General features: G+C 66.7%; 21 protein-coding genes. 11 read left to right on the forward strand and 10 right to left on the reverse strand.

Annotated features, from left to right (window positions below; genetic code table 11):
- Window positions 1–31: 31 nt before the first annotated feature.
- Window positions 32–586 carry a type 1 glutamine amidotransferase domain-containing protein gene (locus tag FS507_RS11895; RefSeq protein ID WP_145943004.1) on the forward strand — a complete coding sequence of 185 codons (555 nt, stop codon included), beginning with the start codon at window positions 32–34 and terminating at the stop codon, window positions 584–586.
- Between the two features lie 159 nt (window positions 587–745).
- On the opposite strand, the gene mgrA is transcribed toward FS507_RS11895, so the two are convergent.
- Window positions 746–1792, reverse strand: coding sequence for an L-glyceraldehyde 3-phosphate reductase (gene mgrA / locus FS507_RS11900; RefSeq protein ID WP_145943005.1), 1047 nt, complete (start codon window positions 1790–1792; stop codon window positions 746–748).
- A 162-nt stretch (window positions 1793–1954) separates the two neighbouring features.
- Here mgrA and FS507_RS11905 point away from each other — a divergent pair, with 162 nt between their 5' ends.
- Window positions 1955–3334, forward strand: a complete 1380-nt coding sequence (locus FS507_RS11905) for a hemolysin family protein (RefSeq protein WP_222121426.1) — start codon at window positions 1955–1957, stop codon at window positions 3332–3334.
- Window positions 3327–4394: a CNNM domain-containing protein gene (locus tag FS507_RS11910; protein WP_145943006.1), complete on the forward strand. Its 1068-nt coding sequence runs from the start codon at window positions 3327–3329 to the stop codon at window positions 4392–4394. Before FS507_RS11905 ends, FS507_RS11910 begins: the two co-directional genes overlap by 8 nt.
- Window positions 4395–4519: 125 nt before the next feature.
- On the opposite strand, the gene FS507_RS11915 is transcribed toward FS507_RS11910, so the two are convergent.
- Both FS507_RS11915 and FS507_RS11920 read right to left on the reverse strand, forming a co-directional pair.
- Window positions 4520–5371 (reverse strand): PaaI family thioesterase, encoded by an 852-nt coding sequence (locus tag FS507_RS11915; RefSeq protein ID WP_145943056.1) that lies wholly within the window; start codon window positions 5369–5371, stop codon window positions 4520–4522.
- A 2-nt stretch (window positions 5372–5373) separates the two neighbouring features.
- Entirely contained in the window at window positions 5374–6243 is an 870-nt protein-coding gene (locus FS507_RS11920) for a PaaI family thioesterase (RefSeq protein ID WP_145943007.1), read from the reverse strand.
- Between the two features lie 110 nt (window positions 6244–6353).
- Here FS507_RS11920 and FS507_RS11925 point away from each other — a divergent pair, with 110 nt between their 5' ends.
- From FS507_RS11925 to FS507_RS11935, 3 genes are all read left to right on the forward strand, one after another.
- Entirely contained in the window at window positions 6354–6857 is a 504-nt protein-coding gene (locus tag FS507_RS11925; RefSeq protein WP_145943008.1) for a Dps family protein, read from the forward strand.
- Between the two features lie 166 nt (window positions 6858–7023).
- Window positions 7024–8274: a glycosyltransferase 87 family protein gene (locus FS507_RS11930; RefSeq protein WP_145943009.1), complete on the forward strand. Its 1251-nt coding sequence runs from the start codon at window positions 7024–7026 to the stop codon at window positions 8272–8274.
- A gap of 63 nt (window positions 8275–8337) precedes the next feature.
- Entirely contained in the window at window positions 8338–9339 is a 1002-nt protein-coding gene (locus tag FS507_RS11935; RefSeq protein WP_145943010.1) for a GmrSD restriction endonuclease domain-containing protein, read from the forward strand.
- A gap of 2 nt (window positions 9340–9341) precedes the next feature.
- Here the strand turns inward: FS507_RS11935 and FS507_RS11940 are convergent, their stop codons facing one another.
- Window positions 9342–10154, reverse strand: coding sequence for a CPBP family intramembrane glutamic endopeptidase (locus tag FS507_RS11940; RefSeq protein ID WP_145943011.1), 813 nt, complete (start codon window positions 10152–10154; stop codon window positions 9342–9344).
- A 277-nt stretch (window positions 10155–10431) separates the two neighbouring features.
- Here FS507_RS11940 and FS507_RS11945 point away from each other — a divergent pair, with 277 nt between their 5' ends.
- Window positions 10432–11874: a dicarboxylate/amino acid:cation symporter gene (locus tag FS507_RS11945; RefSeq protein ID WP_145943012.1), complete on the forward strand. Its 1443-nt coding sequence runs from the start codon at window positions 10432–10434 to the stop codon at window positions 11872–11874.
- A 121-nt stretch (window positions 11875–11995) separates the two neighbouring features.
- Here FS507_RS11945 and FS507_RS11950 read toward each other — a convergent pair whose 3' ends face one another.
- The 6 genes from FS507_RS11950 to FS507_RS11975 form a co-directional block, all read right to left on the reverse strand.
- Complete coding sequence (locus tag FS507_RS11950) at window positions 11996–13522, reverse strand: carboxylesterase/lipase family protein (RefSeq protein WP_145943013.1); 1527 nt, start codon at window positions 13520–13522, stop codon at window positions 11996–11998.
- Between the two features lie 17 nt (window positions 13523–13539).
- Entirely contained in the window at window positions 13540–14814 is a 1275-nt protein-coding gene (locus FS507_RS11955; protein ID WP_145943014.1) for an NAD(P)/FAD-dependent oxidoreductase, read from the reverse strand.
- 45 nt (window positions 14815–14859) lie between these two features.
- Window positions 14860–15042, reverse strand: a complete 183-nt coding sequence (locus FS507_RS11960; protein WP_038545341.1) for a rubredoxin — start codon at window positions 15040–15042, stop codon at window positions 14860–14862.
- A 51-nt stretch (window positions 15043–15093) separates the two neighbouring features.
- A complete protein-coding gene (locus FS507_RS11965) occupies window positions 15094–15261 on the reverse strand; it encodes a rubredoxin (protein WP_145943057.1) in 168 nt (55 codons plus the stop codon).
- A 108-nt stretch (window positions 15262–15369) separates the two neighbouring features.
- A complete protein-coding gene (locus tag FS507_RS11970; protein WP_186314670.1) occupies window positions 15370–15756 on the reverse strand; it encodes a hypothetical protein in 387 nt (128 codons plus the stop codon).
- 2 nt (window positions 15757–15758) lie between these two features.
- A complete protein-coding gene (locus FS507_RS11975; protein ID WP_145943015.1) occupies window positions 15759–17021 on the reverse strand; it encodes an alkane 1-monooxygenase in 1263 nt (420 codons plus the stop codon).
- 462 nt (window positions 17022–17483) lie between these two features.
- Here FS507_RS11975 and FS507_RS11980 point away from each other — a divergent pair, with 462 nt between their 5' ends.
- From FS507_RS11980 to lepB, 4 genes are read left to right on the forward strand one after another with little or no spacing between them, the layout of a single operon-like run.
- On the forward strand, window positions 17484–19655 hold the full coding sequence (locus FS507_RS11980) for a hypothetical protein (protein ID WP_145943016.1): 2172 nt from the start codon (window positions 17484–17486) through the stop codon (window positions 19653–19655).
- A gap of 10 nt (window positions 19656–19665) precedes the next feature.
- Window positions 19666–21738 carry a hypothetical protein gene (locus tag FS507_RS11985; RefSeq protein ID WP_145943017.1) on the forward strand — a complete coding sequence of 691 codons (2073 nt, stop codon included), beginning with the start codon at window positions 19666–19668 and terminating at the stop codon, window positions 21736–21738.
- Window positions 21739–21749: 11 nt separating this feature from the next.
- Window positions 21750–22529: an ABC transporter ATP-binding protein gene (locus FS507_RS11990; protein ID WP_145943018.1), complete on the forward strand. Its 780-nt coding sequence runs from the start codon at window positions 21750–21752 to the stop codon at window positions 22527–22529.
- Window positions 22530–22539: 10 nt separating this feature from the next.
- Window positions 22540–23259: a signal peptidase I gene (lepB, locus tag FS507_RS11995; protein ID WP_145943019.1), complete on the forward strand. Its 720-nt coding sequence runs from the start codon at window positions 22540–22542 to the stop codon at window positions 23257–23259.
- The last annotated feature ends 153 nt before the right edge of the window (window positions 23260–23412 follow it).

Raw genomic sequence — 23412 nt, forward strand, 5'->3', positions numbered from 1 at the left:
CGAGTAATCCACCCCACAGGAGGTACCACCCATGTCTGACCCGAAGAAGCTCACTGGACGCACGGTCGTCGTCCTGGCGACGGACGGCTTCGAAGACTCTGAACTGACCTCCCCGCGTGACGCGGTGTCCGACGCGGGCGCCACCGTCGTCATCGCCACGCCCGGTGGTGAGACGATCACCGGAAAGAACGGCACCGACGTCCCCGCCGACGCCAGGACCGCAGACATCGAGGCCGCGACGGTCGACGCCATTCTGTTGCCGGGTGGCACGTCGAATGCGGACGCACTGCGACTCGACGCGGACGCGGTGTCCCTGGTGCGCAAGGTCGTCACCGGGGGCAAACCGGTCGGCGTGATCTGCCACGGCGGCTGGATCCTCACGGACGCCGACGTGCTCAAGGGCAGGACATTGACCTCCTTCCCGAGCCTGAAGACCGACCTGATCAACGCCGGTGCCACCTGGGTCGACGAAGAGGCGCACACCTGTGAGGGAACCGGGGGCGCGGGTACGATCGTCTCGTCCCGTACCCCGGACGACCTGCCGGCGTTCAACGACGCCGTGGTCGCCGCTTTCGCCACGGCCTGACGGACCGTCCCCGAGGCGGCGAGGGGATGACCGCCGCCCGGGCGACAATCGCACCCGATAAGCCGGTGATGTTCGCGAAAGGCCAGGTCGCATTCGCTTAAGCATCTTATGGGGTGCGATATGCCTACCGCCTAACCGGCCGGCCGGCGGCAAGTACACCTACTCCGTCGACTCCGTGGCGCCGGCCCACTGGTTGATGCCGCGGTCCACCGCCCACCGGTCGATCTCGGTGAGCTCCTCGTCGGTGAAGTCCAGGTTCTCCAGCGCGTCGAGGGAATCGTCGAGCTGATTCACCGAGGACGCCCCGATAAGGGCGCTGGTGACCTCCGGGCGCCGCAGCACCCATGCGATCGCTATCTGCGCCAGCGACTGCCCACGTCGTGCGGCGATGGCGTTCAGCGCGCGGATCGCCTCGAGCGTCTCGTCGGTGAGGAAGGACTCCGACATCTTGTGGTCGCCCAGACGCGACCCCTCCGGGACCCCGTCAAGGTACTTCCCGGTCAGCAGTCCCTGCGCCAGGGCGGAGAACGCGATCACGCCCAGCCCGTTGTCGGAGCAGGTGGACAGCAGCTCGTCCTCGACCCACCGGTTGAACATGGAGTAGGACGGCTGGTGAATGGTCAGCGGAGTCCCCAGGTCACGCGCCACCTCCGCAGCCTGCCGGGTGAGGGCGGGGGAGTAGGAGCTGATGCCCACGTAGAGCGCCCGACCTGAGCGCACCAGGTGGTCCAGGGCGCTGACCGTCTCCTCGACGGGCGTCTCGGGGTCCGGACGGTGGTGGTAGAAGATGTCGACGTAATCCAGGCCCATCCGCTTCAGCGAGGCGTCGCAGCTGGCCACCAGGTACTTGCGGGAGCCGCCGAAGCCGTAGGGTCCGTCCTGCATGTACCACCCGGCCTTGGAGCTGATGACCAGCTCATCCCGGTACGGACGGAAGTCGGAGGCGAGGATCCGACCGAAGTTCTCCTCGGCCGACCCGGGCGGTGGTCCGTAGTTGTTCGCCAGGTCGAAATGTGTCACGCCGCGGTCGAAGGCGCGGCGCAGGATGGCCCGTTGGGTGTCAAGGGTGCGGTCGGCTCCGAAGTTGTGCCACAGGCCGAGCGTGATCGCCGGGAGTTTCAGCCCGGAACGCCCACTGCGGTTGTAGGGCATGCTGCCGTAGCGGTCGTCGGCGGCGCGGTAGATGTCGGGGAAGGTGTCACTCATGCACGCCGAGGGTACGCGTGATCGTGTATCCTGCGTATCACTTACATTCGCTACCTGAAGGAGTTGAGCGTCCATCATGGACGATGGCCCTTGTCCGAGTATGAAGGGCGGCCACAGCCGCCCGCCCCGTGCAACGTCTGCACCGGCCTCAGGGGGTGACCGGTGAGCCCGTTGCTGATGCTGCTGCTCGGCATTGTCCTCATCCTGGCCCTCATCGTCGCCAACGGTTACTTCGTGGCCCAGGAATTCGCCTATATGTCGGTCGACCGGGCGCGGCTGCGTGCACTGTCCGCGGACGGTGACGCGGCAGCCGGGCGTGCCCTCGCGGTCACCAGGCGTACGAGCTTCATGCTCTCCGGTGCGCAGCTGGGTATCACCGTCACCGGCCTGCTGGTCGGTGAATTCGCCGAACCGATGATCGGCGGTTCAGCGGGGGAGTTGATCGGCGGTGCAGGGACGGCCGCGGTCGCAGCCACCGTCACCCTGGCCGTCGCCACCGTTGTGCAGATGATCTTCGCCGAGCTGTACCCGAAGAACCTCGCCATCGCGGCACCGGAACCGTTGGCCCGCGCACTCGCCCGGTCGACCCAGGTCTACCTGTTCCTCTTCGGCTGGATCATCGCCTTCTTCGACTGGTCGAGCAATGCCCTGCTGCGGTTGGTGGGGGTCACCCCGGTCGAGGACGTGGACTCCACCGCAGACCGCAAGGACCTGGGTCGCATCGTCGCCGATTCCAGGGCCTCCGGTGACCTGCCCCGGGACCTGTCGATGCTCATCGACCGCATCCTGGACTTCCCGGAACGCACCGTCGAGCATGCGATGGTCCCGCGCGCACGGCTGGGGGAGATGGACCCCCGCACCACCGTGGCCGAGGCCCGTACCCGGATGGCGGGTGGGCACACCCGCTACCCCGTGCTGGGCTCGGTGGAGGACGAGGACACGCATGAGGAAGAGGAGAGGCTCTACGGTGTCCTGCACCTGGACGACGTCCTCGACCCGGACCTCGACCCGCAGACCACGGTCGACACCCTGGTCCGTGAATCTGTGGTGGTGCCCGAGGTGATGGCGCTCCCGGACGCCCTGGTGGTGCTCGAGGAGTCCGACAACCGTCTGGCCTGCGTCGTCGACGAGTACGGCGGTGTGTCCGGCGTCCTCACCGCCGAAGACCTGGCGGAGGAACTCGTCGGTGAGCTCACCGACGAACACGATGCCCCGGAACACCACATCAGTCGTGAGGACGACGTCGCCGGCGATGTCGAGAGATGGCGGATCGCCGGGGACGAGCACCTCGACGAGGTCTCGCGCGTCCTTGATGTGCGACTGCCCGACGGTGAATTCGAGACACTCGCTGGTCTGGTCATCGAGGAACTCGGTTCCTTGCCGGAGGTCGGCGACGTCATTCCGGTGCCGTTGCCGAGGGATCCCCGCGAGGTGGTCGACGACCGGCCGCAGAACCGGGTTCTGGTCGCCGAGGTGACCGGGATCGGCAACCACGTACCCACTGAACTCCTCGTCCACCTGGAGGTGACCGAGTATGAATGACCTCACCGTGATCCTGGTGACGCTGCTGCTCCTGGTGGGCAGCGCGTTCTTCGTGATGGTCGAGTTCGCGCTGCTCGGCGCCCGACGTCACCGCCTCGAGGAGATCGCCGACAAGAGCCCGTCGGCCCGTGCGGCCCTGCGCGGTGTCAATGAACTCACCGTGATGCTCGCGGTCGCCCAGTTGGGTATCACCGCCTCCACCTTCGCCCTCGGCGCGGTGACCAAGCCGGCGGTGTCGGGCTGGTTGAAGCCGTTGTTCACCGCCTGGGGCATTCCGGACGGTGCGGCGTACACCGTGTCCTTCCTTGTCGCTCTGCTCATCGTCACCTTCCTGCACCTGGTGATCGGGGAGATGGCCCCGAAGTCGTGGGCCATCGCCTTCCCGGAGCGTGCGGCACGCCTGGTGTCGCTGCCGGCACGCGGACTGGCGTGGCTCCTGCGACCCCTGCTGCTGTGGATGAACCGGGTGGCGAACCGCCTGGTGAAGCTCTCCGGGGTGGAACCTGTCGACCGCGCCGCGGCCGCAGGCCATGACGCCGCCACCCTGCGTCACCTCGTCGCGCACTCTGCGGAGGAAGGTGCGCTGGAGGCGGAGTTCCAGTCGCAGATCGCCGGTGCCCTGGACCTGCAGCAGCGGACCCTCGGCGAGCTTCCGGGGACGAGGGTTCCCCACCTGGCGTCGTCGGCGACCGTGGCGGAGGTGCAGAACGCGGCCCGCGAGACCGCGCAGATGCGCGTTCTTCTGGAGTCACCGCAGGAGGGGGAGCGGATGCGTGTGCTGCACGTGCGTGACACCCTGCCGGAGGACCGGACGTCCCCGGCTGCGCCGCTGACCCGTGAGCTGCTGGTACTGCCGGCGTCGATGCCGGTCTACGAGGCGTTCCACCGGATGCGGGAGGAGAGTGAGCAGCTCGTCGGCGTCCGCAATGACGTCGACAGCGGGCAGGCGGCGGATGACGCGCTGCTGCCGCGGGTGGTCACCCTGCCGGAGATTCTGGCGTTCGTCCTGCCCCGGGAGCCCGGCGCCAGTCAGGGGACGGGCCCGCAACCGGTGGCCTGACCGCCGGCACCCGCCGTCCCGGTGAAGTAACCACCATCCTGTGCACGGGATCAGCGTGGAACCCGTGCACAGGACGGTGCCTTTCCTGCGGTGTTACGGCGAGGTACGGCTGTACAGCTATGCGGCTATGCGTCGGGGACCAGGTGCTCCGGGATCCGCATGCCGATGATCTCATCCCGGGTCAGTGCCCCGTCCGCCAGGACTTCAGCGCTCACGTACCGGGCGCGGTCCTCCGGCAGGGGGATCCTGCGGGCATGGCTGAGCACGGAGTTCAACCGTCCCGCGGTGGTGGGATTGTCCGGCCCGCCCCAGGCCCGCCAGGCGACGGCGGTGGTCAGGGAGACCAGGGTGATGCCGGCGGGCTCGTACGGCGGGGCCGCCTCGGACTCGGACCGCGGTGTCGTGGAACCGTCGGGGGAGAAGGCACGGCTGGCCTCGCGTCCCTTCCGCGGGCGGACGTGCAGGTCCTGCTGTCCGATCCCCACGACGGTGCCGTCGGGGTTGCTGATCACCGAGGTGTAGCTGACGTTGTCGTATCCGTCGGCGGCGACGCGTCGGCGGATACGGGCGACCATGTCGTCGTCCACGTCGACCATGAGGGTGGCGCCGTCCTGGCCCGGGTTGAGGAACTGGAAGGTGCCCGTGCGGGTCCATGCCTCGTAGTCCGAGCCCAGGCGCCGCATCACCAGGGTGCCGAACAGGATGTCGGTCATGGCGAACAGTGTGCCGCCGAACGCGGCGTTGTTGGGGGTGCGGTTCATCGGGCTGAGCCGCAGGACGACCTCTCCGTGGGACCAGTCCTCGGCGATGTTGCGGAACTTCACCCCGGAGCCTGCCAGCGGTGGCCAGAAGCGGGTGACCTGCTGCAGGCCGCGTGGTGTCGAGAAGACGTAACGGGTGATGTAGCTTTCCACCGACCGGTAGATCCGGACCGGCAGCGGTCGACGACGTCCCCGGCCGGGTCGGGTGCGCTGCATGGTCACGACCGGTCTTCCCGGGTGTCCTCCGGATCCTCCGGCGGCAGGAGCCGTTCGGGGATGTGCAGTTCCAGGATCTGGTCCCGGGTCAGTGCACCGGTGTCGAGGGCCTCGGCGGCGACGTAGCGGGCCTGGTCCTCGGGCTGGGGGATGCGCCGAGCGTGGCTGAGGACGGAGTTGAGCTGACCGCCGCGGTCCGAGGCGTCGTCGGCGCTGCCCCAGGCGCGCCAGGCGACGGCGGTGACCAGGGAGGCCAGGGTGATGCCGCGTGGCTCCAGCGGTGGGGCGGACTCGCTGACGCCACGGGCGGTGGTGGAGCCGTCCTTCGAGGTCGGGCGGCTGGCCTCCCGTCCCTTGCGGGGGCGGACGTGCAGGTCCTGCTGGCCGATCCCCACGACGGTGCCGTCGGGGTTGCGGATCACCGAGGTGAAGGCCACGTTGTAGTAGCCGTGGGCGTCGACCTTGTCGATGATGTCGGAGATCAGCGCGTCATCGACGTCCACGACCAGCTTCGCGCCGTTGCGGCCCGGGTTCAGGTACTGGAAGCTCCCCGTCCTGGTCCATGCCTCGTAGTCCTTGCCGAGGCGCTTCATCACCAGGGTGCCGAACAGGATGTCGGTCATGGCGAACAGGGTGCCTCCGAAGGCCGCGCCGTGCATGTTGCGGTTGAGCGGGCCGAGGCGGAGGATCACGTCGCCCCGGGACCAGTCGTCGGCGATATTGCGGATCTTCACTCCGGCGCCGGCCAGCGGCGGCCAGACGTCGAGGGAACGCTCGAAGGCCTGCGGGCCCGAGAACACACGCTTCATGACCTGCCCCTGGGCCTTGCGGACCAGTTGGCGGGTACGGGAGGGGTTTGTTCGCGAAGTCATAATATCTGTAACACTACATTCTGTCTCTGGCTCACGAGAACAATTATGTGAACATGGCAGGCTCCGCGCGGGCAGCGTACTCTGAGACAGTGAAAGGAGCGATTCACACCATGAGTAACTTCACTGTCCCGGGCCTGTCCGAAGGCGACGCCAAGCAGGTCATCGACATCCTGCAGGAAAGGCTCACCGCCTACAACGACCTGCACCTGATCCTCAAGCACGCACACTGGAACGTTGTCGGACCGACGTTCATCGGTGTCCATGAAATGCTCGATCCGGAGGTCGAACGCGTCCGTGGTGACGCCGACGACGTCGCCGAGCGCATCGCCGCCCTCGGTGGTGAGCCCGTCGGCACGCCGGACTCCCACGCACCGGGGCGCGACCCGCTGCAGTACCCCATCAACAAGGGCACCGTCCAGCAGCATCTCGCCGCGCTGAACGAGGTCTACGACAAGGTCATCGTCGACACGCGCGAGGCGGACTCCGCCGTGGACCAGCTTGACCCGGTCACCGAGGATCTCATCGTGGGCCAGGTCCGTGCGCAGGAGCAGTTCCAGTGGTTCATCCGTGCCCACCTCGAGGACGGCAACGGCAACATCTCCGGTGGCGCATAAGAGGGCGTTCCACCACATCTTCTGACCGCTGCCAGCCTGACCGGGCTGACAGCGGTTTTTCAGTGTGCTGGGCAGGTTCACTCAGCCGGGGGTTCTACGATGGTTCGTCGTTCCATATTCGCTTCTGTCCTTGTGCCCCGGCCCCTACGGAGATGACCGCAGTACCATGACCACCGCCGTATCCGCGCGCCCCGAGGCGTCCAGTGAACCCCAGCCCACCGCCAGACGCGCACCCCGCACCCGGACGGGACGGATCTCCGCCGGAGTGGTCGCACTGGTCGGTGTCGCGCTCCTGGTCTGGCAACTCCAGGGGATGATCACCTACTTCCGGACGGACTACCTGCTGGATGTCGGGGTGTTCCGGGACGCCGGACGGGCAGTTGTGGAGGGAGGCGGACTCTACGGGGACGATTTCGACTCCCGCAGCGGCTTCGCCTTCATCTACCCGCCCCTGGCTGCCGCCCTCTTCGTCCCGTTGACGTGGTTCAACGACGGGGTGATGGAGGCACTCTGGACGATGACGTCCCTGCTGGCGGCCTGGGGTGTGCTGGCGATGGTCGCCCACCGGTTGCGGCTGAAGTGGGCGCCACTGGTGGCGGTGCCGATGCTGGGCTTCGCCCTCTGCCTCGAGCCGCTGCAGACCCACCTCATGTACGGCCAGATCAACGTCTTCCTCGTGCTGCTGGTGACAGCGGACCTGCTCGGTTACACGCCACGGTGGCTGCGTGGCGCCGGGGTGGGGCTGGCTGCGGGCATCAAGATCACCCCGGCCGCCTATGCGCTGGTCTTCCTGGTGTCCCGACGGTGGGGGGACCTGGCCCGCTCGGCGGGAGCGTTCCTGGTCACCGTCGCCCTCGGGTGGGTGATGCGCCCGTCGGAGTCGCTGTTCTACTGGACCGAGGAGTTCTTCAAGGGTGACCGGGGCGGCCCGCCGGACTTCAACGCCAACCAGGCGATCACCGGGCTGATCGCCAAGGCCGGTGTCGACGGTGATCTGGCCCAGACCGTGATGATTCCGGGGCTGCTGGTCGTGGCGGTTCTGTCCGGATGGGCCGCCTGGCGGCTGGTCCGTGCCGGGCGTCCGGTCACCACGCTGTTGCTGATGATCCTGGCGGTGAGCATCTCGGCGCCGGTGGCGGTGACGCACCACTGGACGGGGATCATCGTCGCGGTGGGGTTGCTGGTGTCGCTGATCCTGGGTCGGGACGGGGAGCCGCGGGACCGGTTGAGCCTGGTGGCGGTCTCGGTGCTGCTCGTGGCGAACCTGCTGCCGGACGGTTTCATCGACCGCCATGAGCCGCTCTACCGGATGTTCGAGGGCAACTGGCTGCTGGAGAACGTGCAGGGGATCGCCGGCATCATCTGCTTCGTCCTGCTGCTCGTGGTCGCGCGCCGGAGCACCCCGGTGGCCGAATAACACCCCTGTCGTTCCGCCCCTTAGTATGTGAGTCGTAACAACCACACCAGACTCAGGGGTCACATGAGGTTCATCGGGCGACCGGTCGCCGTCGTACTCGCCACCGCAGCTGCGCTCGTTCTGTCGTCCTGCGGGGACACCGGGGATGGTGGGAGCGCCGGGAACACCGCGACCGGGGCGTCCAGCGCCACGACGGCGGCCCTGCACTCGACCGGACAGGAAGCTGTGGCCACCGGCGAAAACGGGGAGGGCGGGGACCCGCAGCCCGCGCCCGGGCACACGGACCCGGCGGTGCAGGACGCGGTCACGACCCTGGCGACGCTGGAGGTCAAGGGGCGGGCGCCGAAGACCGGCTACAGCCGTGATGAATTCGGCCAGCGGTGGAAGGACACCGACCGCAACGGATGCGACCAGCGTAACGACGTCCTGGCCAGGGACATGTCCGACGTGCACCGTGAAGGGCCGTGCAAGGTCCTCACCGGGTCCCTGGACGATCCCTACACCGCCATGACGATCAACTTCGTCCGCGGGCAGGACACCAGCACAGACGTGCACATCGACCATGTCGTCGCGCTGTCCGACGCCTGGCAGAAGGGCGCCCAGCAGCTCAGTGCTGAGCGACGCGAAGAACTCGCCAACGACCACCTCAACCTCCTCGCCGTCGACGGTCCGGCGAACATGCAGAAAGGCGACGGGGACGCCGCCACGTGGCTGCCGGCGAACCGGCCGTTCCGCTGCAGCTACGTGTCCACCCAGGTGCAGGTCAAGGCGAAGTATGAGTTGTGGGTGACGGCGGCTGAGCGGGACGCCATCGCCCGTGAGCTGGAGAAGTGCGGGGCGGACGGGATCGCCCCGGTCGACGAGGTGCCGGCGCCGGTGGTTGAGCCTGAACCGGCTCCCGAACCAGAACCTGAGCCCGCTGTCCCCGCCGCGGAACAGGGCGGGGACGTCTACTACGAGAACTGCACCGCGGCCCGCGCGGCGGGTGTGGCACCGCTGCTGCGTGGCGAGCCCGGGTACCGGCCGCAGATGGACGGCGACAATGACGGTGTCGCCTGCGAGTGAGTCTAGAGCAGCTGCCAGGCGGCCGCGGCGGCTAGCGCGCCGACGGCGTTGAGCGCCCAGTGCAGTCCGATGGGTGCGATCACGCTACCGGTGTGATGCCGCAACCAGGTCAACCCGGCGCCCGCGGCGGCGGTGGCGACCACTGCGGCGCCCACGCCCGTCCACTGGGCCGCTGTCCCGGACCCCAGGAATGCGGTGAGCCCGGCGTTGCTCGCCGTCAGATTCAGTGAGCTGGCGATGTGCCACAGGCCGAAGAGCAGGGAACTGCCGATGAACACCAGCTTCGTCCCGCCCATACGCGCCAGGGTGCCGTGCAGTACGCCGCGGAATGCCAGCTCCTCCGGTAGGACGGTCTGCAGGGGGATGATGACCAGGGCGGCGATGAGAGCTGTGCGCAGGCTCGCGTAGGACTCGTTGAAGAAGAACTCCCTGGTGAAAGGCAGAGCAACCGCAATGCCGACACCCACGACGACCAGGGCGGCCGCGCCGAGACCGTAGAGGAGACCACGGCCGTGGGTGTGGCGCCCCAGTCCGAGGTCACGCCAGGTCATACCGTTCGCACGCGCGATGACCAGGAGGATTGCGACGCCGACGGGCACGGTTGTGGCAACGGCGGCCAGTTGCGAGAAGTGCGCGGTGACGTTGATCACCGCCAGGGCAGTGATGACCGCGATGACATTGAGGACGTCGCGTGTGCGGATGCGTCCGGGCGAGACCGCCGCAGTGGTGGCGGTGGTGGCGGTGGTGGCGGTGGTGGCGGTGCGACGCCGGCGCAGGAAGGAAGACGGGGTGAAACGTGTGGTGGTCAGGCTCATTGCTGTTCCACGTTAGACGGGCGGCGGCCCCGGTCGCGAGTTCACGGACGGTACAGGGCACGATCGACATGGACTCCAGACGCGACTGCCAGCAAACGTCCAGGAATGCTGTGATCTGTTCAACGTGACGGGGCGGGAATGGATTTCGGGACCCGTGACGTTAAAGTATGGACACAACAGATAGACAGATAAGTCTGTTCGGCTCCGTTCACCGACGAGGCCGGTACAGAAGCAGGGTGCTCACCATGCAGGGGCCCAGAGAGTCAGGTACACGCGTATGTCGACAACACAGGAACACCGGACCAGCCGTATCCCCGGCTGGCTCACCGGGTTCGGAGCGCAGGTCATCGCCGGCCTCGTCATCGGGCTGATCCTCGGGTTCATCGCCCGCGCCCAGGGAGCGGACCTCCCCGAGGACGACCAGAGCTGGCTCGGCACCCTCCTCGACGAGGTCGGTTCCACCTACGTCACACTGCTGAAGCTGATGATCCCACCGTTGATCATCGCCGCGGTGATCACCTCGGTGGCGAACCTGCGCAAGGTCGCCAACGCCGCACGGCTGGCCGCCAGCACACTGATCTGGTTCGCGATCACCGCGTTCTTCTCCGTGCTCGTCGGTATCGGCGTCGGGCTCGTGATGAAGCCCGGGGAGGGCACCTCGGTGGACGCCTCAAGTGCCGCCGAGCCGTCCAGCTCCGGCTCGTGGCTAGGGTTCCTCGAGTCCATCGTCCCGGACAACATCCTGGGACTCGCCGCCTCCGCCAACTCGGACGGGGACATCGGACTGAGCTTCAACGTGCTGCAGCTGCTGGTCATCTCCATCGTGCTGGGTGTGGCCGCGGTGAAGGCCGGCAAGTCCGCCGAGCCGTTCCTGGCAGTCACGGAGTCGCTGCTCACCGTGGTGCAGAAGGTGCTGTGGTGGATCATCCGTCTCGCCCCGATCGGCACCGGCGCACTGATCGGTCACGCCGTCTCCGACTACGGGTGGGACGCCCTGGGGTCTCTCGGCAAGTTCGTGCTCGCCATCTACATCGGCCTGGCGATCGTCATGCTGGTCATCTACCCGGCCGTCCTCGCGTTCAACGGCCTGCCTGTGGTCGGCTTCTTCCGCCGGGTATGGCCGGTGACGTCTCTCGGGTTCATCACCCGCTCCTCGATGGGCGTGATGCCGGTGACCCAGCGCGTCACGGAACGTTCCATGGGAGTTCCCACCGAGTATGCGTCCTTCGCCGTGCCGTTGGGTGCGACGACGAAGATGGACGGGTGCGCCGCGGTCTACCCGGCGATCGCCGCCCTGTTCGTCGCCCAGTTCTACGGCATCAACCTCGGCTTCACCGACTACCTGCTGATCATCTTCGTGTCCGTGATCGGTTCGGCCGCCACGGCAGGTACTACCGGCGCCACCGTGATGCTCACCTTGACGCTGTCGACGCTGGGCCTGCCGCTCGCCGGTGTGGGCCTGCTGCTCGCCATCGAGCCGATCATCGACATGGGGCGCACCGCCGTGAACGTCACCGGACAGTCGTTGGCTGCGACGGTCGTCGCCAAGCGGGCCGGGATCTGGGACCGGGAGATCTGGGACGCCGCGCAGGAAGGCGGATTCGAAAGTGCCGCCGGGGAGGACAGCCACCGGGCGCACCTGCCCGAGGATTCGGAGGACGCAGAGGCTTCTGAGGGTACTGAGGTTTCCGAGCGCACCGGGTCCACCGTACGCGGCTGACTGACCACGCCCACCGCATCTTGAGCCCTCAGGTCGCTGATCACCCCGATCGGTGACCTGAGGGCTCAAGCCGGCACAGGGGGATGCGGACCACGGGGAAATGGGGCAGGGGGAACGGCCGTTACCCGGTCAGCCGGACCTGCGACCAGGCTTCACGGAGTTCCGGGACAGGGTCGGCGACCGTCTGCTCCCCGGCGTCGAAGATCTGCGTGGCGAAACCGTCCTGGTAGGGCGCCCACCCCGGATCGCCACGGTGGATGAACTCACGCCACCGCTGCTGCATCACCGTGGTCGTCGCCGCCATCCGGTCCCGCCCGCCCAGGGCCAGTGCGCCGGGGCCACGCCCGGAGTCGTAGCGTCCGAAGAGGATCGGCAGGTCCAGGGCGTGGGTGGCCCCGATCCCCGAGACATTCAGGGACGGGGTGGACAGGTCCAGCCGGTACATCCACGCGCGGCCTGACGGGTGCTGGTCGGCCAGCCGCATCGACGGGGCGGTGAACAGGGCATCGCCGATGAAACGTCCGGCGTCCCCGCGGCGTCGCCCGTCGGAGTAGAACGTCGACAGGATGTCCGGGGCGCGGTCGCTGTCGATGAGGGAGGCGAAGCTCCGCGTCTGTCCCTGCAGGGTGCGCCGGGACACGCGGTTCCAGCGCATCAGCACGTACTCGTCGAGATTGGTGCCGATGAGCAGCGGGACGTCCAGTTGCGATCCCGGTTCGAGCGGGTGTCGAGGCAGGAGGTCGTCGATCACCGGGGCGAAGGCGCCGGAGATCCCTGAGACACCCCAGGAGGCGGCGTTGAGCTTCTCGGTCAGCCAGGCAAGATCCTGGTGCGGGGCGCCCACCGGATCCGTGTCGGTGCGTTCGCTGAGAAGTTCCAGCGCGGTGTTGCCGAGTTGCCGGGCCTGGTCGGGGGAGTGGACCATGGCGGCGGCCGGGGACTGGGCGATGAACCCCGCGACCAGCCCGTCCATGCGCGGTGACGCGCTCAGCGCGGTCACCATGGCACCGCCGCTGGATTCCCCCATGACGGTGATACGGGACGGGTCCCCGCCGAAAGTGCGGGCGTTGGCGTGCACCCACTCGACGGCGGTGATGATGTCCGAGAGCCCGGTATTGGTGTCGAACCGGTCGGCGTCGAGGGCGTCGGCGTGTCCCAGGGCGAGTTGGCCGAGGACGCCGACGCGGTAGTTCACGGCGACGTATACGGCGTCGGTCGCGGCGGCGAAGTACTCGCCGGAGAGCAGGGGCTCGCGGGCGGAACCGTGGATGTTGGAGCCCCCGTGCAGGTACACGACGACGGGGCGGTTCGCCTCCTCGTCGATGACTCCGCCGGAGCCCGGCGTGGTCCCGCTGCGGGGGACGACCACGTTGAGCCAGAGGCAGTCCTCGGAGCCGATCCACCCGTGACGTGTATCGCGCCACTGACTGCAGTATTCCCCGGGACGGTCGGCGACGAGGGTGCCGTCCCAGGGGGTTTTCGGGACGGCCCGACGGAAGCGACGGGGGCCGACAGGGGGTTCGGCGTAGGGGACACCGCGAAAGGCCACGCCGTGGTTCACGGCGTGGCCTCGGAGGTCGCCGGTGGTCGTGGTCACGGTCCACCGGTCGGCGACGGATGTGCGGAGCGTGTGCGGTCCCAGATGCATGGGGACCAGCTTATCCCTCAGGTGGAGGGGATGAGCGCCCCGTCGGTGAAGAACTCTGACTCGACCTCGGTCAGGGTCATACCCAGTGCATTCTTCGCCTTTCGGACGACGGGGCTGCGTCCCACGGTGGTGACACCGGAGACGACGGACTCCCCGCCGGAGCGGGACTCCAGGCTGAAGACCACGAGTTCATCGTCATCACTGACCAGGACCAGTTCGTGGTCGGACGGGTGGCTGGAGGGGCCGGGCTGGCCACTCTGCACCGGTCGTCCCGTGGCGCCGACCAGGTTCAGCATGAGACCGTACTGACGTGACCAGCCTTTCGGCGGGCTGAGCAGGAACCGGTCCGCTTCCTGACCGGCCATGGTCAGCCCGACGATGCCACCCAGCAGACGGGCGGAACCTTCGTCCTCGGGGAGGGTGACTGTCCCGTCCTCCGCCCGGATCTCGACGCAGTCGCCTGCGGCCCAGACACCGGGGACGGAGGTGCGACCGTACTCGTCGATGATGATCCCACGACCGACCTCCAGTCCGGCGGAGCGGGCCAGCGAGATGTCGCGGTCGAGTCCGACGGAGACGACCATGACCGCCGGGTCGAGTTCAGCGACGGTGTCGTTGATCTCCTCGTCGGACAGTCCGCACCGGATGTCGATGCCGTGGGCGGTGTGTTTGCCCCGCAACCAGCCGGCCGCAGCGGCGGGCAGGATACGGCGGCAGATGTCGTCCTGCGCCTCCAGCACGGTGATGGTGGCCTCGGTCAGCGTCGACGCCCCCGCTGCTGCCTCAAGTCCGAGGATGCCGGCGCCGATGATGACGACGTTGTCCTCGGCGCTCAGCGCGGCGAGGGAGTCACGCAGGGATGTCGAGTGCTCCGGGGTGCGGATGTAGTGGACGTCGCGGCCCTTGAGCCACGGGGCGTCGAGGTGGCGTGGAGACGCCCCGGTAGCGAAGATCAACTGGTCCCAGGAGTACTGCTCACCGTTGACCGTGATGGTGCGGTCGGCGGTGTCCACCGCAGTGACCTCACTGGACAGGTGCAGCTCAACATCCACATTGTCGGATCCGTCGAACACGGCGCCCGGCAGGGAGACGTCCTCGGGGCCCTTACCGTCGATGAGAATGTCCTTGTTCACGGACGGGCGACGGTAGGGGCGGTGGGATTCCCGCGTGAAGATGTCCACGGTGGTGGGGCCGACGGTGTCCCCGGCCGCAGCGAGGAAGGCCTTGAGCGCCGAGTGGGCGGCCACACCGCCGCCGATGACGGCGATGCGCTGGTGGTCGGCTTGAGTCATGTGCTGATCCTGTCTGTTCTGGTCTGTGGCGGTCGGACGCGGCATCTACTTGCGGCTGATCTGGACCATCTCGAAGTCGGCCTTCGCAGCTCCGCAGTCCGGGCATTCCCAGTCGTCGGGGATGTCGGCCCAGAGCGTGCCCGGGGGGAAGCCCTCCGCCGGGTCGCCTTCCGCTTCGTCGTAGATGTACCCGCACTGCAGGCATTCGTAGACTTTGTAGTCGTCCATGGTGAGCTCCTTTCCTGAGCTGGTTGACGGTGACGCCGTTGCTGCGGTCATCTAGCTGACCTTGTCGAAGTCGACCTTGTCGCGGACGCCGCAGTCCGGGCAGAACCAGTCCTCGGGGACCTCGGCGTCCCAGTCGAAACCGGGCTTGAATCCTTCAGCATCGTCGCCTTTGTCGGTGTCGACTCGGTAGTCACACAGGGGGCACTGGTACACAGCCACAGTGGTCACCCGTCCTTTCTCTTCTCTGTTGTCGTCATGGTGCAGTCGTGGCCGGCGTGCGGGTCACACGCCGGCCGTGGCGGACGGGTCCGCCGGGCAGTCAAGCCGTCAGGCAGTGGGGGCGGGGCCTGCGGCTCCGCCGGCGCCGGCGGCGTAGTCGATGGGCTTGCGGTTCTTCGGGCGCGGGATCACGTGCGTCGAAGGCACCCCGGGTCCGCGGTAGATGCCGACGATGCCAGGGAAAAGGAAAAACAGGGAGATCAGGATCAACCAGGGTGCGACGGCCTCGACATACGGGGTGCCGAAGGCGCCGAAGATACCCAGTGCGAGCGCGGCCGCGCCGACTACGCAGGATGCGGTGCACAGCAGGTAGTGCATCTTCGGGTTCGTCATCTTCTGCGGAGGCGCCTGGTTCTCGGGAATGTCGGCGCCACCGGTGGAGCGCAGTGCCTCCAGATCAGAGGGCTGCTTGTTCGGTTGAGCTGTCGATGTCATGGTCAGGACTCCTTCGCCGCAACGCCTGCGGGTGCCTTCTTGGCCCACTTGGCACGCAGCTTGGCGGCCTTACGCGGGTAGAGGTTCGCACGCTCCGTGTCGTAGTTGTAGTACTGCATCAGGCGCTTGTCCATGATGGCGAACCACAGGGGCGGGAACGAAGCCACGGCGATCATCGTCGCGTAGCCCTGGGGGAGCTCCGGGGCGTAGACGTCCGAACGCAGGGACTGGTACCGACGGGTCGGGTTGGCATGGTGGTCCGAGTGGCGCTGCAGCTGGTACAGGAAGATGTTCGTGGTCAGGTTGTCGGAGTTCCAGGAGTGCTCCGGGGAGCAGCGCTCGTAGCGGCCGTCCTCGAGCTTCTGTCGCAGCAGGCCGTAGTGCTCGAGGTAGTTCACGAACTCCAGCAGGGCGATGCCGATGACCGCCTGGATCAGCAGGTAGGGCAGGATGCCGATGCCGAAGCCGATCAGCAGGCCGCCCCACAGCAGGACGGTGATCAGCCAGGCGTTGAGGACGTCATTGTCCAGGTTGAACTGGCTCTTGCCGCCGCGGGCGAGACGCTTCTTCTCGATGTCCCAGGCGCGGGGGATCTGACGGGGGATGGAACGGATCAGGTAGGCGTAGACGTTCTCGCCCATGCGGGAGCTGACCGGGTCCTCCGGGGTTGCGACCTTCACATGGTGGCCCTTGTTGTGCTCGACGTAGAAGTGACCGTAGGCGGGGACCGCCAGGACGATCTTGCCGAGCCAGCGCTCGAAGCTACCCTTCTTGTGACCGAGCTCGTGGGCGGCGACGATGCCGATACCCGAGGTCATGCCCATGGTCCAGGCCAGGCCGACCTTCTCGTACCACTCGAGCCCGCCATAGGTCCACTGCCAGCAGCACATGATCAGGCTGGCGAGCATGAGCGGGAAGTACAGGTAGGAGATGATCCGGTAGTACTTGGTCTCCTCCAGCCAGGGGACGAACTCCTCTGGTGCGTTCTCGCCGTCGCGGCCGAGGACCCAGTCCCCGATCGGCACCACGATGAACACGGCGATGGGTCCCAGGAACCAGGAGGCGGAGACGAGGGCTTCGGGCGCGCTGATCGCCCTCATCCACTCGACGACCCCCCAGATGATCAGGGGCATGGCGGCGGGCACCATGCTGAGAATCCAGGCGTACTTCTTCTTGTCCACCCACTGTTGTTCTTCAGCGGTGAACCCGTTGTCTACAGCGACACCACCCTTGGCAGGTGACGTCTTCTTGTTTGTTGTCGTCATGGCTAGGCGACCTCCATCTGACTGGCGTGAAGTGTGTTGTGGAACACACACTATGTAAAGTGTGGTTCACAGTACAATAGGTATTCGCAGAACACAATGTTTCGCGGGAAAAATCTGGATCGGACACTACGGAACACTCTGAACAGTGACTATCTGGCCACAAGGGGGTGGCGCGGTAGGCCCGGGTCCTTAGCAGAAGGGCCGGAAAGTTATGTACACCGGGGGTGTCGTAGCGTGTCTTCGAGCAGATGAAACGGGCCCTGTGTCCGTCGTCCGGGTCCGGGGTCTGTTGTCGGCGATGGTGCGGGTGTCACGGGCCCGGGGGTGCGTATCCCAGGGGAGTGGCGGGCCGGATCGGCGCCCCGGAATGAACTTTGGTCAGGAAGCGACCAGAGCCGTGAGCAGATTCCGACACGTTCCACGCCACATCCACTTCTCTGGTGACACTGTAACGTGAGGTCCATGCCGACATGGTCTGAAATGCGTGGGCTCATTCAATGCGGTTGCGATGCCCCACTTCGGGCAACTGTGACGCTGTGGGGTGAACCGGACGGATCCCAGTACGGGTGGGTGATGGGCGGGGAGAGAATCGCGTCTCTCGCTCTCGGGCCGGGGACCTACCGCCTTGCCCGTGATAACCGATCGCGCGCCGTCAGCGAGCTTGACGGGACGCCGCGACTGGTCGACGACGGTGAACATGCCGTGGTCATGCAGGGGGCATCTCCTCTCGAGGCCACGGGGTGTCTCGCGCTGACCAGCTCTGCAGGAGTGCTGTTCAGCAGAGATCTTCTGAATACGGTGCTGGACCGGGTGTACCCGGCGGGGCCCGTCGAACAAGTGACACACGACGGCCGGGCGGCCTGGCTCGTGCCCGGTCTGCCTACCCGGCATTACAAGCTGCCCGAGATGCCGCGGTCCATGGTGGTCGACGCCGAGACCGGAGTTGTCGTCAGGATCGACAACGGTGACGGCGGTGGAGAACTGACCGACCTCGAGTGTCCGTCGTCGCTCTCCTCCGACGATGCCACATGGGGAACTGTGGTCTCGGAGAAGTACGGGGTTCCCGTCGCACCTGAGCCATGGCGGCCACGTGGCGCTGAGGGTGAAGGTGATTCGTTGCACGAAGGCGCTGCTGCGGTGCCGCAGCCTCCTGTCGGGGAATTCACCAGGTTCCTGGATAGCTACTCGCGGCCTGCGCCCGCCCCTGTTCCGGACGGGCACAGGTCGCTGCTGGTCGTCGGGGCACTCCCCGTTGATCCGTCCGACTCGCTTCCCACGTGGCGCCGCGGTACCACCATCGATATGGTCCTCGGCTTCATGGAGGTAGTAGATTCCGGCGCGATGGATTACTCAACGCTCGTTGAGCCGTGCACGGTGACGGCATGGGCGGAACCTGTGCAGGACGGGGAGCCAGTGGACCAGAGAATGAACCGGAGAGGTTTTCGCTGGCAGACCGTCCTGCGGGGAGACGGATGGACGGCACTGTGGGACGCCGACCGGCCGACAGTCGGATACGTCAAGGTTACCGGAGTCTTCTATACGGGTCCGGACTACGGTCACCCGTATTCCCCGACCAGGGGGATGCTCACCAGGATCCGGCTCGACTGCGACCTGCGGCACCAGGACGCAGTGGTTCCCGGTGTGCCGGTACCGGCAATTGATGTCATCGACGGGCGAGACTTACCGTACTGGGACGAGGAGCCCTGGTTCGGCAGTGTAGATCGCCTGCTGTTCACCGTGGACCTCGACGCTGCGGCGCCTCCTGTGGTGAAAGAGACGCACGAGCCGCAGGGCGTGCTCGATTTCGCGGTCTCCCGGGACGGCGAGACTACGACGCTGTGGCGTCCGGAAGGCGGGGCGCTTCCTGCGCTGTGGCGTACTGACCTGGATACCGGTGACACCGGGCGGGTGCTCCTGCCGGTGGTGGTGCACCAGTACGGGCATCCTCCATACTGGGAATTCCCTGCGCATGGCGGAGTAACGCTGCGTGTCCGGTGCGCAGGCGGGGAGTTCCTCATTGACAGGGACGGGACCGTTCAGGATGCTCCTCCGGAGTCGCCGGTTTTTCCCGGGATCGCCGGCATCGACGACGAACCGACCCACGTCCGACGGCATCCTGACGGTGGATGGGTCGTCGTGTATGTCGAGTGGGACGCGGGTCCGGATGGCGGATGCTTCCAACATCTCGGTCGACTCAGCGACGACGGTCAGGTCACTTGGGTCGAGAGCCTCCTCAACGTCCCTAGCGTGTCGTTGGTGATCGCCGACGGGTGGATCTTCACCGGCATGGAGAACGTACTGACCGTGCGGGACAGTGATCTCGGCGTGGTGGTGCGCCGTCAACTGCCCTGGCATGTCGAGAGCCTGGTGGAGCTGGGGCCGTGGTTGGGTATCGACCGCCGCGGTCGACGACCTGGGATCGTGGGCGCGGATGACCCGGAGGAGTGCTACAGTCTGCTTGATCCTGAGACGTTCGAGTCTGTTCTCGACATCGACATCGATCCCGGACTGACTTTCAGGACTTACGTGCGCTGGTTCGACGGCGAGCTGTGGTTCGCGGACGGCCGTCTCCGCGTCTTTACCCCGCAGGTAGACGGGTCCTGGGTGTCCCGGGAAATAAGGCTGCCAGGGTAGCGTGATTGGGATGCCGCACTATTCCGAACTGGCTGAACTCATCGAGCACGGCAATGGTCTGGACGGACCGCCTGTACGTGCGACTCTGCGACTACACGGTGATCCCGGCAGTCTGGACCTGACTGTGCAGGCCGAGGAACCGACGGAGGTCCTCCGACTCCCCGCCGGCGACTACCGGTTTCTCTGGGCGGACGGTCGACGGTCTCTCACCAGGCTCGACGGCACTCCGCTGCTGCTCCAGGACGGTCAGCGGACCCTCGTCCTCGTAGAGGACGGCGCGGTCGTCGATGCGACCGGCGGACGAGTTGACGTCCACTGCGTGGAATCCGCGCTTATCACGCGAGGTCGGTACGTCCCTGATCGCAGGGCAGACGTCCGTCCCGTACAACGTGACGAGCGGGAATCCTGGTCGATCACCGGCAATGGCTCCGAGCGCATCGTTGATGCGGAGACCGGCGTGGTCGTGTCTCTTTCGGCGACGTGGCAGGGCAGCGATAAGCGCGCAGAGTTCATTGACGTGGAGTTCCCCGGCCGTATCGGTGATGAGGAGTTCCGGTGGGCCGGTGAACCGGCCGAGAGTATCCACGTCGACCGGGTGGCGCGCCCCGTTGATGAGACCCGGGCACGCGCGATCGTGGCCGGGGAACTCGACCGAATCGCCGTACCCGAGCCACCGGCTGCGCCCGAGGACCATAGGATCCTCCCGGTCGCCGTCGAATGGTGGGTCTACATGGACCTGAATCGTCCGACGTATGACGTGGGGAGCACAGTGGACATGTTCCTGTGGTTCATTGAGCAGGGAGATCCCAACGAGCGAGCGGGGATGAAAGGAGATCCGGTCGTCACCGTCGACGCCTACGCCGAGGAGACGACGGTGGACCGTCCCGTGGACCTGACCAACGGACGGTGGTCAATGATCTTGCGCGGCGACGGATGGTCGGCATTATGGGATGCGCCCCGGCCCGTTCTGGGGCGTGTGAGATTAACAGGCCACTTCTACCAGAGTTCAGACCGGTCATCGGAGACACCACTTACCCCGACCCGCGGTCGAGTGACCAGATTGCGGTACAGGTCCGGATACACGGCCGTCGACGTCCCTCACACCCGACATTCGCTTCCGAAGGTGTGGGTTCAGGGAGGGAGCCAGATCGGCGTCGACCCCATCCTCGTCACGCTGGACCTGGACGCGGCCTCCCCGCCGGAGCCGGCGCAGCTGGAGCGTCCGACCGCACTGCAGGGGTTCGCCGTTACGGGTGGTGTCGAGGCCCCCGTCCTGTGGCGTGGTGACCTCCGCCTGCCGATCGTCTGGCGTACCGACGTGACCTCGGGCGAGTCGACGGCGGTGGCACTACCGGTACGGATTCAGGCCGCACCCATGTACATTGCGCGGGTCCGTGGCAGGGCGGGGGACGGGTGCCGGGTAGACGCGGTCGGACACACATTCCTGGTGGGGAACGACGGCAGTGTTGTCGAGGAAGAACGCCCTGCAGTGCTGGAGGACTTCCCCGGCGCCGTCCGGCATCCGCACGGCGGATGGGTGGTGAGCAGGTACGAGGTGGAAGAGTCCTGGATGCACATGCCCGAGAACGCGATGTACGGCCTCCCCGTGGACCGTGGCGTCCAACGACTCGGTCGCCTCGCCGACGACGGCACCGTGGACTGGAAACGGGAACTTCCCGTCGGGCCGTTCGACTCACCGGCGGCACTGCTCGTGGTTCGCGACATGCTGATGACCTCGCAGGGAACGACTGTGAGCTATCTCGACGATGACCTGCAGGAGATTCGCACCGCGCACATCGAGAGCGCCGACGGCTACCAGATCTACGACGTCACGACGGCCGACGACTGCCTCCTGGTGAACAGCTCGGATGGGAGTGGAAAGAGCGAACTCCGGCGCCTCGACCCCGAGACCCTGGAGGTGCTGCTCCTGGTGGATGGCCCTGGCCGACCCCGCCACCTGCAGGTCGACGGCACCACGACAGCATGGTCCGCCGTCGGGACCTCGTTGCGCCTCCACACCCGCGGTGCCGACGGCGAATGGACGTCGAGGGAGATTGAGTTGCAGCACTCCGGTGGGGAGTAGCCTCACCCCGTATGAACGAGCGCAATACACTGCAGATCACCGATGTCACCGTCCGTCGTGGGGAGAACCACCTCGTTGAGGATGTCAGCCTCACGATTCCGGCCGGGAGTCACTGGGCCGTCCTCGGTCCGAACGGGGCGGGCAAGTCCACGATCCTCAAACTCGCCGGAGGGCGGTTGTACCCCACCACCGGCAGCGTGCAGATCCTCGGTGAGCAGATCGGACGGACGGATGTCCGCGAACTGCAGAAACGCATCGGCTACGTCGACCCGAAACAACGCCTCGACGACATCTCCGCCTACGAGGCGGTGCTCTCCGGGGTGTCGGCGTCCAACGGCTACATCCAACGTTTCGACTACGCCCCGCACCGGACGCGAGCTACCGGGATGCTGGAGCTGGTGGGGATGGACGACAAGTCCGACCGGCTGTGGAGCCAGATGAGTCAGGGTGAGAAAGCCCGGACACTCATTGCCCGTGCCCTGGTCACCGACCCGCAGATGCTGCTGCTCGACGAGCCGTCCACCGGGCTGGACCTGCCGGGACGCGAGACGCTGCTGCGGGTCGTCGACGACCTCCGGGCGTCCCACCCGCAGTTGACGACCGTGCTGATCACCCACCACGTCGAGGAGGTCGCCGCCTCTACCACTGACGTGCTGATGGTCCGGGACGGCGGCGTCCAGGCGTCCGGGCCGGTCGACGAGGTGATGACCGCAGCGAACCTCGGGGTGCTCTACGACATGGACGTGCAGCTCCAGCGGGTCGAGGGGCGTTGGTTCGCCTTCAGCGGATAGGCTCTCAAGGGTGACTGACACCAGTGAACCCGTGACAGAGAAGAAGAAGCGCCCGGCATGGGTGGAGTACCTCGTCACCTTTGTGGTGGCGATACTGCTGCTCGGCCTGTTCAACACCTTCATCGGTCGGCTGTACCAGATCCCGTCGGAGTCGATGGAGCCCACACTCGTCGGTTGTGAAGGCTGCACCGACGACCGCATCTACGTGGACAAGGTGTCCTACCGCTTCGGTGACGTGGACCCCGGTGATGTCGTCGTCTTCACCGGCACGGGTGCATGGTCGGAAGACTATGTGTCCACCAGATCGTCCCAGCCGCTGGTCAAGGGGATCCAGACCGGCCTGGAGAAGATCGGCATTCTCGCGCCGGACGAGTTCACGCTGGTCAAGCGTGTCATCGCCACCGGTGGGCAGACGGTGCAGTGCCAGGACGGGGACCCGGGCATCATGGTCGACGGGGAGAAGGTCGACGACTCGTTCACGCTGGACCCGAAGGCGTACCCTGTTGACCCGACCACGGGGTCTGACGCCTGCCAGGGCGAGTATTTCGGCCCTGTGACGGTGCCGGACGACAAGGTGTGGCTGATGGGCGACAACCGGACCAACTCGAAGGACTCGCGGTACTACAACCTCGCCGGAGACCCGGAGGAGGGCATGGTTCCGCTGGACAACGTCGTCGGCAAGGTGCAGTTCAAGGTCTGGCCGTTGAGCCGGATCGGTGGTGTGGACTAGGCAGCAGGCGCTGGACCGCCGCCACTGACACGCGGCTCTCACGCGGCTCCCATGCGGAGCGAGAATTGTTCTAGCTCGGCGCACATTTTCATGGGAGATACGTGCACCGGGCTAGAACAATTCGCCCCAGGGAGCTTCTTCTGCGGAACCCCT

This window comes from Corynebacterium glyciniphilum AJ 3170 (assembly GCF_007673095.1).
In the GTDB taxonomy this organism is placed as follows: Bacteria; Actinomycetota; Actinomycetes; order Mycobacteriales; family Mycobacteriaceae; genus Corynebacterium.